Here is a 12,844-nt window from a genome sequence, read left to right as displayed (position 1 = left end):
TGCCAGTAAGGCGCGAGCCGAGGAGACACCCCACCCCGGCCCCCCACCCCGACCCTTCAAGACACCGACCCGCCATAGCCGGCCCCGCCCCACATCGAGGCACGGGCCCGCAAATCCAGCCCCGCCGGCGTTTGAGGCGCGGCCCCGGGCGCAGCCCGAGCCGTACCGCACACCGCCGAGCGACCCCGCAGGGGAACCGGCCCCGCCGGCGATTGGGGCGCGGGTCCGGGCAGTGCCCGGGACACGCCGCGCACCGCCGAGCCACCAGCAGGGGCACCGCCGAGCACCCCGCAGGGGCTACGCGTCGAGGCCGATGGCGAACGCCGCTTCCAGGTCGTGCTGGGAGTACGTGCGGAACGCCACGTGCGTGTCCGTCGCCTCGACGCCCGGGATCTTGCTGATGCGGCCGGGGATGATGTCCGCCAGGTTCTCGTGGCGGGCCACGCGGACCAGCGCGATCAGGTCGTACGTCCCCGTGACGGAGTAGACCTCGCTGACGTTCTCGAGGGCGGCGATGGACTCGGCGATCTCGGGGATCCGGTCCACGCTGGTCTTGATGAGCACGATCGCGGTGATCACGGCTGGCTGTCTCCCTCGGTGGCCGTCGCTGGTCGTCTCACTCTAGTCGTACCCCGATATCGGGCCCACGCGTAGAGGAAGCCGAGCGAGAAGCCCACCAGATGGGCCAGATAGGCGACCCCCGGCCCGCTGCCGGCCCGCTGCGCCGCCACCCATTGGAGGGCGAACCAGAACAGCAGCACGAGCCACGCCGGGAACCGCAGCGGCAGGAAGAAGAGGAACGGGAACAGGCTCGTCACCCTCGCCCGCGGGAGCAGGAAGAGGAACGCGCCCAGGACGGCCGAGATGGCGCCGGAGGCTCCGACCAGCGTTTGCGGGGAGCCCGCGTTGGCCGCCGCGTACGCCGCCATCGCGAGGTAGCCCGTGCAGAGGTAGAAGCCGAGGAACGCCGGGCGGCCCATCCGTTCCTCCGCCATCGCACCGAAGACATGGAGGAACAGCATGTTCCCCAGCAGGTGCAGCCAGCTGCCGTGGACGAACAAGGCCGTCAGCGGGGTCAGCCAGGCTCGGGGGGTGCCCGTGAACAGTTCGTCCGGGACCACGCCCCAGCGTCGGAAGTAGGCCGTCCCGGCGGACAGCAGCTCATCCCCCGTCCCGTAGGCCGGGTTGAGCCCCGAGGCGGGGCCGAGAACGAACACCACGGCGCAGCCCGCGATCAGCGCATGGGTGACCACCGGTCCCCGGGCGGCCTCGCGAACGGCCCGCCACTTTACGATCATGTGACAGAGCATGACGTAAGGGGACCCACCTGAAGCGGTGGCAGGCCGTAGGGTTACGAGCTGCGGTCCGCAGGACGACGCATACGGCGGCGCGGACGGCTTTAATTGAATCAGCTACGAAGGAGAGAGCGGCCTGATGACGGTTCCCCTGCCGACCGACACCACCCGGTGGCGCTGCACCCTGTGCGGCAACCTCACGCGCTTCGACGTGACCCGTTCGTCGAAGGTCGTGGAGTACGTCCACCTGGACCTCGCCGGGGAGCCCAAGGTCGAGGAACGCGAGGTGGTCAATGAGACCATCGAGTCGGTCCGCTGTCGCTGGTGCAACGCGGTGGACCAGATCGAACTCGTGGACAGGCCGGGCGCGGACTCCTGACGGAGACGCACCCACAGGAAGATCACGGTAGGGGTGACGGATTGTGGAGCCAGCAAGCGGCGCTGAGCCGGCCGACGCGGCCGGCGACGCCGCCGAGGCGCTCGACCACCCGCTGCCGGAAGGCGTGCGGCGTCGGGTCGTCGCGCTCGTCTCGGACGCCTTCGGCGGACTGACGGTCGCGGACCTCCCGGCGCAGCTGCGCCAGTACGCCCGTTTCACCCCGACCCGGCGCGCCAAGTTCGCGGGCAACGCCATGGCCGCGGCGGTCGAGACCGACGCCGTGTTCCGCAGCAGGGTCGCCGAGAAGCTGCGTGAGGCGCAGGCCGATCTGGCCGCCGCGCTGGAGGCCGGCGCGCCCCCGGCCGCCGCGGATCCGCTGGACGTGGCGGCCGCCGCGTTCGTCCTGCGGCCGGCCGGTTGGGTCAAGCTGGTGGCCGCCGCGGGCGAGGAGGCGCAGCGCGCCGACGCCGAGCGGGTGGGTGAGGAGACCCGGCGCGAGCTGGAGCGGCTGCGCGAGGAGCTGGCCCACGCGCGGGAGCTGCAGCGCGCGGGCGGGGAGCAGGTCCGGGTCGAACTGGACGCGGCCCGCAAGGAAGCGGAATCGCTTCAGCGCAAGCTGCGCAGTGCTCTCAGCGACGTCAAGCGGGGTGACGCGGCCCTGCGCAAGGTGAATGCGGAGATCGACGGGATCCGCGGCGACGCGGCCGCCCGGGTGGCCGCCGCCGAGAGCGAGTCCCGGCGGCTCAAGTCCCGTCTCGCGGAGGTGGAGACGGCGCTGGAGACCTCGCGCCGGGCCACCCGTGAGGGGCGCAGCATCGAGGACATGCGGCTGCGGCTGCTGCTGGACACCGTGCTGGACGCGGCGCAGGGGTTGCGCCGCGAGCTGGCGCTGCCGCCGGTGAACACCCGCCCGGCCGATACCGTGGACGCGGTGGAGCCGGGCCGGATGACGCCGAAGGACATCGCGGCCCGGGCTCTGTCGGAGACCGATCCGGCGTTGCTGGACCAGCTGTTGGCGTTGCCTCAGGCCCATCTGGTGGTCGACGGGTACAACGTGACCAAGACGGGCTATCCGACGATGCCGCTGGAGAAGCAGCGGCTGCGGCTGCTGGGCGGGCTGTCGATGCTGGCCGCGCAGACGGGCGCGGAGATGACCTGTGTCTTCGACGGGGCGGAGCTGGCGGCCCCGGTGCTGCTCGCGCCGCCGCGCGGGGTGCGGGTGCTGTTCTCCAAGGCCGGGGTGACGGCGGACGAGCTGATCCGCCAGTTGGTGCGTGCGGAGCCGCCCGGCCGGCCGGTGGTCGTGGTCTCCACGGACCGGGAGGTCGCCGACGGGGTGGCCAAGGCGGGCGCACGGCCCGTGACGTCCGCTTTGTTGCTGAAGCGGCTTTCGCGCGTTTCGTAACTCCTCGCCCTGATGCCCGAATTGATGGGACTCGCGGGGGACGCACCGTCAAGTGCTCTGCACAGAGCGTGCGCTGTAGGTAAAGAACCTGGTGGGGGACCGAATTTTTTCCCGGCAGGATTTGAACTGATCACAGATGGGTCACTAGGGTCTGGTCAAACCTTCGTGCGGTAGATCACTCATTCGGGGTGGCAGCGAAGGTGCTGCCGAGTTGCGTTCTTCGGCGGCTCCCAGGAAGAAGGAGCTCGCCTTCGTGGCGTCCCACCGTCGACCCAAGCAGCCGAACCGCGCTCGTGTGACCGTGCTCACCTCGGTCGCGGCCGCAGCCGTCGCCCTCACCGCCCAGAGCGCCTCCGCCGCGCCGGCGAAGCCGAGCAAGGACGAGGTCAAGGCCCAGGTCGACGCGCTCTACGAAGAGGCGGAGCAGGCCACCGAGAAGTTCAACGGCGCCAAGGAGCGCCAGGACAAGCTCGAGAAGGAGATAGGCCAGCTCCAGGACCAGGTCGCGCGCGGCCAGGGCGACGTCAACGAGCTGCGCAGCACGCTCGGTTCGATGGCCAGCGCCCAGTACCGCAGCGGCGGCATCGACCCCTCCCTCGCCCTCCTCCTCTCCGAGGACCCCGACAGCTACCTCGACAAGGCCTCCTCCCTGGAGCACCTGAGCGGCAAGCAGGTCGAGTCGGTCCAGCGGATCCAGGAGAAGCAGCGCACCCTCGCGCAGCAGCGCCAGGAGGCCGCCGGCAAGCTCGCCGACCTCGACGCCACCCGCAAGGAGCTCGGCGAGAAGAAGAAGGTCTCCGCCGAGAAGCTCGCCGCGGCCCAGGCCCTGCTCAACTCGCTGACCACGCAGGAGCGCGCGGCGCTCAAGGACGAGGAGTCGCGCGCCAGCCGCGCCGACAGCCAGCGCGTGGACCTCGGCAACGTCAAGGCCTCCGGCCGTGCCGGCGCCGCCCTCGAAGCCGCCAAGACGAAGCTGGGCTTCACCTACCAGTCCGGTGGTACCGGCCCCAACGTCTACGACTGCTCCGGGCTGACGCAGTGGGCCTACAAGCAGGCCGGCGTCACCATCAGCCGCACCACCTTCACCCAGGTGAACGACGGCACCCGCATCGGCCGCAGCCAGCTCCAGCCCGGTGACCTGGTCTTCTTCTACGGCGACCTGCACCACGTCGGCCTCTACGCCGGCAACAACATGACGCTGCACGCCTCGAACCCGCGCAGCGGCATCAAGTACGAGTCCATGGACAACATGCCGTTCCAGTTCGGCGTCCGGGTCGGCTGACCCCTCCGCCCCGCAGTACGGGACGCGCCCGACACCGCCCATCCGGGCGAATTCCCGGGCCCACGTCTGACCGCACGCCCCGCCGGTGACCTGCGTCTCCTGCGGGGCGTCGGCATGTGCGCCCGCCGACGGTCGTTGGCCGGTGTGTGGTCACGCCGCTACTGTCTGCCAGCGCGGAACCCGGCACACGGCCGTCCACGGGGGGCGGACCCGGGCCCCGCGCAGCGGAAGGGAGCGGTTTCACGTGGCGTCCCATCGCCGGGCCGGGCTCGGCAGCCTCGACCGGAACACGAAGGTCACCGTCCTCACCGCCGCCGCGGCCACGGCCGCGGTCGCCATGACGGGCGTACCCGCGAGCGCGGCACCCGGCCTCCCTCACGAACCCGGCGGCGGGGCGAGAACGGGCATCAGCGCCCAGGTCGACCGCCTCTTCGAGGAGGCCGAGCAGGCCACCGAACGCTTCAACGAGGCGGGCGAGAAGGCCGACCGGCTCCGCGTCGAGGTCAACCGGGCCCAGGACGCGGTGGCCCGCGGCCAGGAGCGCATCAACACCATGCGGGGCGTCCTGGGCACCTACGCCGGGGCCCAGTACCGGGGCGGCGGCATCGACCCCGCCATCGGGCTGATGCTGGCCGAGGACCCCGACGCCTACCTGGAACGGGCGGCCGCCCTCGACCGGCTGACCGGCCGGCAGGCCCGCCAGCTCGAGGAACTCCGCGAGGAGCAGCGCGAACTCGGCCAGGAGCGCCGGGAGGCCGCCGGGAAACTCGCCGAACTCGACGCCCTGCGCTCCGACGTGGCCCGGCACAAGCGCTCCGTCACCGCGAAGCTCGCGGCAGCCCGCCGGCTGCTCAACGCCATGCCCTCCGGGGAGCGGGCCGACTACGAACGCGCCTCGCGCTCCGGGGGCCGCCCCGAGGGACTGCCCGAGCTGTCCTCCCTGGGCCCGTCCTCCGGGCGCGCCGCGACCGCCGTCATGGCGGCCCGCGCCGCGGTCGGCCGACCCTACGTGTGGGGCTCCACCGGTCCCTCCGGCTTCGACTGCTCCGGGCTGATGGTCTGGTCGTACCGGCAGGCCGGGGTCTCGCTGCCGCGTACCTCCCAGGCCCAGCGGCACGCCGGCCGGCAGGTGCCGCTCTCGCAGGCCCGCCCCGGCGACCTGGTGACGTACCGCTCGGACGCCAGCCACGTCGGCATGTACGTCGGCAACGGCCAGGTGGTGCACGCCCCGTATCCCGGGGCCAGGGTCCGCTACGACCCGGTCGGGATGATGCCCGTCTCCTCGGTGACCCGGCCCTAGCGGGTGTCTTGTCGGTCGGGCCCGGCCTGATCGGCAAGACACCCCCTGGCGGACCCGTGCGTACGATCGTCGGATGTCCCCCGTCCGCCGGTTCCTCGTCCGCGTGCTGCCGCTCCTGCTGAGCGCGCTGCTCGCCGGGTGCGGCGCGCCCGCCCCGCGGGACGGCGCCGAGCGGGACATCCGGGAGGCCGTCGCCGACTGGTCACGGACACCGCCCGCGGCTCTCGCCGGGATCCCGCTGGAGGGCTGGGCGTACGAGGTCTCCGCGGTCCGGCGCGACGGCGCCGCCGCCACCGCACGGGCCGAGCTGCGCTACCGGCTGAGCGGCTACGACGCGGCCGCGGCCGGCTCGGCGCGCGAGGTGCGGCTGACCCGGGACGGCGGCCGGTGGCAGGTCACCGGGGACCGGGCCGCGCCGGGCGCGCTGCCGCAGCTGTGGGACCAGGGCCCGGTGACGGTGGTCCGTGGTGCCCATGCGCTGGTGCTGGGCGTCGGCCAGGAGGCGGGGACGCTGTCCGCGATCGCGGCGGAGGCCGACCGGGCGGTGCCCGCGGCGAGCGCCGCCTGGCCGGGGCCCTGGGCGGGCCGGGCCGTGGTGCTGGTGCCCGGGTCCCTGGAGCGGATGGCGGAGCTGCTGGGTCGCCCGGCGGCCGAGTACCGGGGCATGGGGGCCGTCACCACGGGCCGGGTGAGCGCGGCCCCCGCCCCCGCCGACCGGGTCGTCGTGAACCCGCAGGGGTGGGGGCAGCTCAGTCCGTCGGGTCGCGGGGTGATCCTGACCCACGAGGTCACCCATGTGGCCACCCGGGCGGCGACGACCGCCACCACCCCGCTGTGGCTCTCCGAGGGCTTCGCGGACTGGGCCGCCTACCGCGGCACCCAGGTCACGCCGGAGCAGGCCGCCCCGGCCCTGGCCAGGGCCGTACGGCGGGGCGAGGTGCCGGGCGCGCTGCCCGGGGCGGAGGACTTCGCCTTCGGCGGCGATCCGGAGGCGCTGGCCCGGGCGTACGAGGGCGCCTGGCTGACCTGCCGGCTGATCGCGGGGAGGTGGGGCGAGGCGGCGCTGGTGGACCTGTACGGGAGGGCCGGGCGCGAGCCGTGGCCGGTGGCCGTGCGCGGGGCCCTCGCAGTGGACCCGGACGCGTTGACGAAGGACTGGCAGGAGGCCCTGCGGGCGGAGTTCCGCTGAGGGCGTCCGGTACGTTGGCAGCGATGCACAAGACGCTGATCGTGACCAACGACTTCCCGCCGCGACCGGGCGGCATCCAGGCCTTCCTGCACAACATGGCGCTACGGCTGGATCCCGACCGGATCGTCGTCTACGCCTCCACCTGGAAGCACAGCGCGGAGGGCCGCGAGGCCACCGCGGCCTTCGACGCGGAGCAGCCGTTCCAGGTGATCCGCGACCGTACGACGATGCTGCTGCCGACCCCGCGCGTGACGCGGAGGGCGGTCGGCCTGCTGCGCGAACACGGCTGCGAGTCCGTGTGGTTCGGGGCGGCGGCCCCGCTCGGGCTGATGGGCCCCGCGCTGCGGCGGGCGGGTGCGCGGCGGATCGTGGCGACCACCCACGGGCACGAGGCGGGCTGGGCCCAGCTGCCGGCCGCGCGGCAGCTGCTGCGCCGGATCGGCGAGGGCACCGACACGTTGACCTACCTGGGGGAGTACACGCGCTCGCGGATCGCCTCGGCGGTGACGGACCGGGCGGCGGCCCGGATGGTGCAACTCCCGCCGGGGGTGGACGAGAAGACCTTCCACCCGGGATCGGGCGGGGCCGAGGTCCGGGCCCGGCTCGGGCTGACGGACCGGCCGGTGGTGGTCTGCGTCTCCCGGCTGGTGCCGCGCAAGGGGCAGGACACCCTGATCGAGTCGATGCCGCGGATCCTGGCGGCGGTGCCGGACGCGGTGCTGCTGATCGTGGGCGGCGGGCCGTACGAGGCGGACCTGCGGGAGCTGGCCGTCTCCACCGGTGTCTCGGACTCGGTGGTCTTCACCGGAGCCGTCCCGTGGTCGGAACTCGCGGCGCACTACGGCGCGGGTGACGTCTTCGCCATGCCGTGCCGGACCCGGCGGGGCGGCCTGGACGTGGAGGGGCTCGGCATCGTCTACCTGGAGGCCTCGGCCACGGGGCTGCCGGTGATCGCGGGCGACTCCGGCGGGGCGCCGGACGCGGTGCTGGACGGGGAGACGGGCTGGGTCGTGCGGGGCGGGTCCCCCGAGGAGGCGGCGGACCGGATCGTCACCCTGCTGCAGGATCCGGAGCTCCGTCGCCGGATGGGCGAGCGTGGCCGGGAGTGGGTCGAGGAGAAGTGGCGCTGGGACCTCCTGGCGGAACGGCTGCGCGAGCTGCTCTGAGTGTCGGGGTGCGGCGCCGCTGCCGGGGGCCTGCCCCCGGACCCCCGCGCCTCGAACGCCGGCAATGTCCAGCCCCTCCGGCGTTTGAGGAGCGGGGTTCGGGGCGGAGCCCCGACGGCGGAGCCGCCGGTGAGCATCTGCGCAGCCACGTCTGACTGTTCCTCAGATGTCTGTCAATACCGCGGCTGGGCGGAAGGCTGGATTCCGCCCATGATGCGGCCATGACATCCAATCTGACGCGCCGTCAAATGCTCGGCCTCGGCGCCCTCTCGACCGCCGCCGCGCTCGGCTTCACCCGGATCTCGGTGGCCTCCGCCGCGGGCGTGGAGCCCGCCGCCGCCCGGTACGCCCCCGCCATCGTCGTCGGCTCCGGCTACGGATCCGCCGTCGCCGCCCTGCGGCTCGGCCAGGCCGGCGTACGTACCGTCGTGCTGGAGATGGGCCGACTCTGGGACACCCCCGGGCCCGACGGCAAGATCTTCCCGTCCACCTCCGCCCCCGACCAGCGCTCCATGTGGTTCCGCAACCGCACCGAGGCCCCGCTCGCCCAGTTCCTCTGGCTCGACGTGGTCAACCGCGACATCAGCCCCTACCCCGGCGTCCTCGACCGCGTGAACTACGGCGACATGTCCGTGTACGTCGGCCGGGGGGTCGGCGGCGGATCGCTCGTCAACGGCGGCATGGCCCCCACGCCCCGGCGCTCGTACTTCACCGAGGTGCTGCCCCAGGTCGACGCCGACGAGATGTACGGCACGTACTACCCCCGCGCCCGCGCCATGCTCGGGGTGAACGACATCGACCCCGCCTGGTTCGAATCCACCGAGTGGTACCGCTTCGCCCGGATCTCCCGCAAGCACGCCCAGAACACCGGCCTGAAGACCGTCTTCGTCCCCAACGTCTACGACTTCGCGTACATGCAGCGCGAGGCAGCCGGCACCGCCACCCGCTCGGCCCTCGCCGGTGAGGTCATCTACGGCAACAACCACGGCAAGAAGAGCGTCGACAAGACCTACCTCGCCGCCGCCGTCGGCACCGGCAACGTCACCATCGAGACCATGCAGCGCGTCGTCGGCGTACGGCCCGACCCGGCCGGGGGATACGTCGTGACGGTCCGAACCAGCGACGTCACCGGACGGGTCACCCAGGTCCGCGAACTCGGCTGCGCACAGCTCTTCCTCGGGGCCGGGAGCCTGGGGACCACCGAGATCCTGCTGCGGGCCCGCGAGAAGGGAACGCTGCCCGCACTCAGTGACAAGGTCGGGCTCGGCTGGGGGCCCAACGGCAACGTCATGACCGCCCGCGCCAACCACCTGTGGGACACGGTCGGCTGCAACCAGGCCACCATGCCCGCGATGGGCATCGACGACTGGGACAACGCCTCGAACCCGGTCTTCGCCGAGATCGCCCCGCTCCCCATGGGCATCGAGCACTGGATCTCGATGTACCTGGCCATCACGAAGAACCGGGAGCGGGGGCACTTCACGTACGACGCCGCCACCGACTCGGCCCGGCTCAACTGGCGGCGGGACCAGAACACGCCCTCGGTGAACGCGGCGAAGAACCTCTTCGACCGCATCAACCGGCGCAACTTCACGATGTACCGGTACGACCTCTTCGGCGACAACAAGGCCTTCGCCGACAACTTCACCTACCACCCGCTCGGCGGCTGCGTCCTCGGGGACGCCACCGACGCCTACGGGCGGGCCAAGGGCTACCAGGGGCTGTACGTGGTCGACGGCTCCCTGATCCCCGGGTCGCTCGGCGTGAACCCCTTCGTGACCATCACCGCCCTCGCGGAGCGGAACATGGCCAGGATCCTCGCCGACCCCCGCTGACAGCGGCCTCCGGCCGCGGGCCCCACCAGCCCCCGACCGGCCGCGTACCAGCCGCGGACTAGCCGCGGTACAGCGCCTCGATCTCGTCCGCGTAGTCCTTCGCCACCACGTTGCGCTTCAGCTTCAGCGACGGCGTGATGTGGCCCGACTCCTCCGTGAACTGGGAGGGCAGAATGCGGAATTTCCGCACCGATTCCGCCTTGGAGACCGCCGCGTTGCCGTCGTCGATCGCCTTCTGGACGGCGGCGATGAGGTCCGCGTCCTCGCGCAGCTCCGCCGCCGTGACCCCGGCCGGCTTGCCGTTCTCCGCCGCCCAGCGGCCGAGGAACTCCTCGTCGATGGTGACCAGCGCGGCCACGAACGGCCTCGCGTCGCCGACCACCATGCACTCGGCGACCAGCGCGTGCGCCCGGATCCGGTCCTCGATCACCGCGGGGGCGACGTTCTTGCCACCCGCCGTGACGATGAGCTCCTTCTTGCGGCCCGTGATCGTCAGGTAGCCGTCCTCGTCGAGGGTGCCGACATCGCCGGTGTGGAACCAGCCGTCGGTCAGCGCCTCGGCGGTCGCCGCCTCGTTGTTCCAGTACCCCGTGAAGATCTGCTCGCCGTGCAGCAGCACCTCACCGTCGTCCGCGATGCGCACCACGGAGCCCGGCATGGGCTGGCCGACCGTACCGATCTTCTGCTTGTCCCACGGGTTGAAGGTGGTAGCGGCACAGGACTCGGTCAGGCCGTAGCCCTCCAGGACCGTGAAGCCGATACCGCGGAAGAAGTGGCCGAGCCGCTCGCCCAGCGGCGCACCGCCGGAGATCGCGTACTCGCCGCGCCCGCCGAGGACCGCGTGCAGCTTGCTGTAGACCAGCTTCGAGAAGATCTTGTGCTTGAGCTTCAGCCCGAACGACGGGCCACGCGGGGTGTCCAGCGCACGGCTGTAGGCGATGGCCGTGTCGGCCGCCGCGTCGAAGATCTTCCCCTTGCCGTCGGCCTGCGCCTTGGCGCGCGCCGAGTTGTAGACCTTCTCGAAGACCCGGGGGACGCCGAGGATCAGCGTGGGGCGGAAGGACTGCAGCTCGTCGGTCAGGTTCTTGATGTCCGGTACGCAACCCAGGCGGATCGGCGCCAGCACGGCCGCCACCTCCACCAGACGCCCGAAGACGTGCGCGGCCGGCAGGAACAGCAGCACCGAGCACTCGCCGGTCTTGAACAGCGGGCTCAGGCGCTCCACCGCGTTGCCGCACTCCGCGAAGAAGTTGCGGTGGGTCAGCACACAGCCCTTGGGGCGGCCGGTGGTGCCCGAGGTGTAGACGATCGTGGCCGGGTCGTCGGCGCCCGCGAGGCCGCTGCGCTCCTCGACCTCGGCGTCGGAGATCTCCGCACCGGCGGCCTTCAGCGTCTCCAGCGCGCCCTGCTCGATCTCCCAGACCTCGCGCAGCTCCGGCAGCCGGTCGCGCAGCGAGGCCACGGCCGCGCTGTGCGCCGGGCTCTCCACGATGACGGCGACGGCGCCGGAGTCACCGAGGATCCACTGGACCTGCTCGGCGGAGCTGGTCTCGTACACGGGGACGGTGACGCCGCCCGCGCTCCAGATCGCGAAGTCGAACAGCACCCACTCGTAGCGGGTGCGGGAAATGAGGGCGACCCGGTCGCCGGGCCGGATGCCGGCCGCGATGAGGCCCTTGGCCGCGGCACGTACCTCGGCGAGGAACTCCGTCGCGGTCACGTCCTGCCACCGGCCGTCGACCTTGCGGCTCATGACGGCGGTGTCTGGATGCTGAGCGGCGTTGCGGCGGATGAGATCCGTCAGGTTCCCGTCCGACGGGACCTCGTACAGGGCCGGAAGGCTGAACTCGCGCAAGACTGCTGCTCCTCTGGGCGCCATCGCCACCATGTGGACCGACCGGACGTTACCCACCGGTAGTGGGTTCCCGATAGGGGGAACCGGCCAGATGTTCCGTGCGTCACATTCTGCACTTACCCTGCCTCACCACTTACGTGCAGACAGTAGTCGACCCCCTCCGCGACTCGGAAGTAACCGCAGGTCCGGCCACCCTTCTCAGCCCCTCTACCCGCCGCCCCCAGGCGGCCCTAGGGTTGGCCGCATGGCTGGCAGCATGCGGGGACAGCAGTTCGGCACGAGCGGATCAAGCCGTGGACCAGGCCCGGGGCCCGGTCGCGACGCGGGCCCGAGGACGGGCCGCACCAGGGTCCACGTCGTCAGCGACGTGCACGGCAACACCGAGGCCCTCGCCCGCGCGGGCGACGGGGCCGACGCCCTCATCTGCCTCGGCGACCTCGTGCTCTTCCTCGACTACGCCGACCACTCGCGCGGCATCTTCCCCGACCTGTTCGGCGTCGAGAACGCCGACCACATCGTCGAGCTGCGCACCGCGCGCCGCTTCGAGGAGGCCCACGCCTTCGGCCGGCAGCTCTGGGCCGGCCTGGACCGGGACACCCTCATCGAAGGTGCAGTCCGCCGCCAGTACGCCCAGATGTTCGCCGCCTTCCCCACCCCCACGTACGCCACCTACGGCAACGTCGACGTCCCGGGCCTGTGGCCCGAGTACGCCGACCGCGACGGCATCACCGTGCTCGACGGCCAGCGGGTCGAGATCGGCGGCCGCGTCTTCGGCTTCGTCGGCGGCGGACTGCCCTCCCCGATGCGCACCCCCTACGAGGTGGACGTGGAGGAGTACGCCGCCAAGGTCGAGGCCCTCGGCGAGGTGGACGTCCTCTGCTCGCACATCCCGCCGGAGGTGCCCGAGCTCTGCTACGACACGGTCGCCCGCCGGTTCGAACGCGGCAGCGAGGCCCTGCTCGCCGCGATCCGCCGCACCCGCCCCCGCTACGCCCTCTTCGGACACGTCCACCAGCCGCTCGCCCGACGGATGCGCATCGGGAACACCGAGTGCGTGAACGTGGGCCACTTCGCGTCCACCGGCCGGCCCTGGGTCCTCGAATGGTGAAGATCCAGCCGCTTCCCGGCCGCCTCCCGC

At 72.3% G+C, this 12,844-nt stretch carries 11 protein-coding genes; 8 read left to right on the top strand and 3 right to left on the bottom strand.

Annotated features, from left to right (window positions below; genetic code table 11):
* Positions 1-297 precede the first annotated feature (297 nt).
* A complete protein-coding gene (locus OG624_RS12735; RefSeq protein ID WP_030013053.1) occupies positions 298-579 on the bottom strand; it encodes an Lrp/AsnC family transcriptional regulator in 282 nt (93 codons plus the stop codon).
* Positions 576-1,298, bottom strand: coding sequence for a rhomboid family intramembrane serine protease (locus OG624_RS12730; protein ID WP_033221988.1), 723 nt, complete (start codon positions 1,296-1,298; stop codon positions 576-578). Before OG624_RS12730 ends, OG624_RS12735 begins: the two co-directional genes overlap by 4 nt.
* A gap of 136 nt (positions 1,299-1,434) precedes the next feature.
* Between OG624_RS12730 and OG624_RS12725 the strand changes: the two genes are divergently transcribed.
* From OG624_RS12725 to OG624_RS12695, 7 genes are all read left to right on the top strand, one after another.
* Positions 1,435-1,674 carry a hypothetical protein gene (locus OG624_RS12725; protein WP_008738811.1) on the top strand — a complete coding sequence of 80 codons (240 nt, stop codon included), beginning with the start codon at positions 1,435-1,437 and terminating at the stop codon, positions 1,672-1,674.
* A gap of 40 nt (positions 1,675-1,714) precedes the next feature.
* A complete protein-coding gene (locus OG624_RS12720; RefSeq protein WP_033221860.1) occupies positions 1,715-3,079 on the top strand; it encodes an NYN domain-containing protein in 1,365 nt (454 codons plus the stop codon).
* 253 nt (positions 3,080-3,332) lie between these two features.
* Positions 3,333-4,361, top strand: coding sequence for a C40 family peptidase (locus tag OG624_RS12715; RefSeq protein WP_033221858.1), 1,029 nt, complete (start codon positions 3,333-3,335; stop codon positions 4,359-4,361).
* Between the two features lie 244 nt (positions 4,362-4,605).
* Positions 4,606-5,661 carry a C40 family peptidase gene (locus OG624_RS12710; protein ID WP_033221856.1) on the top strand — a complete coding sequence of 352 codons (1,056 nt, stop codon included), beginning with the start codon at positions 4,606-4,608 and terminating at the stop codon, positions 5,659-5,661.
* A 73-nt stretch (positions 5,662-5,734) separates the two neighbouring features.
* Complete coding sequence (locus OG624_RS12705; RefSeq protein ID WP_051763397.1) at positions 5,735-6,850, top strand: hypothetical protein; 1,116 nt, start codon at positions 5,735-5,737, stop codon at positions 6,848-6,850.
* A 23-nt stretch (positions 6,851-6,873) separates the two neighbouring features.
* Complete coding sequence (locus tag OG624_RS12700) at positions 6,874-8,016, top strand: glycosyltransferase family 4 protein (RefSeq protein ID WP_266441069.1); 1,143 nt, start codon at positions 6,874-6,876, stop codon at positions 8,014-8,016.
* 221 nt (positions 8,017-8,237) lie between these two features.
* Complete coding sequence (locus tag OG624_RS12695) at positions 8,238-9,851, top strand: GMC oxidoreductase (RefSeq protein ID WP_033221851.1); 1,614 nt, start codon at positions 8,238-8,240, stop codon at positions 9,849-9,851.
* A gap of 58 nt (positions 9,852-9,909) precedes the next feature.
* Here the strand turns inward: OG624_RS12695 and OG624_RS12690 are convergent, their stop codons facing one another.
* Positions 9,910-11,706, bottom strand: a complete 1,797-nt coding sequence (locus OG624_RS12690; RefSeq protein ID WP_033221849.1) for an AMP-dependent synthetase/ligase — start codon at positions 11,704-11,706, stop codon at positions 9,910-9,912.
* 256 nt (positions 11,707-11,962) lie between these two features.
* On the opposite strand from OG624_RS12690, the gene OG624_RS12685 reads away from it, so the two are divergent.
* Positions 11,963-12,814, top strand: coding sequence for a metallophosphoesterase family protein (locus OG624_RS12685; RefSeq protein ID WP_078909380.1), 852 nt, complete (start codon positions 11,963-11,965; stop codon positions 12,812-12,814).
* Positions 12,815-12,844: the final 30 nt, after the last annotated feature.

The organism is Streptomyces virginiae, from assembly GCF_041432505.1.
Classification (GTDB): domain Bacteria; phylum Actinomycetota; class Actinomycetes; order Streptomycetales; family Streptomycetaceae; genus Streptomyces; species Streptomyces virginiae_A.
Note: the sequence above shows the minus strand (reverse complement) of the source record. Positions and strands in the feature narration are given on the sequence as shown.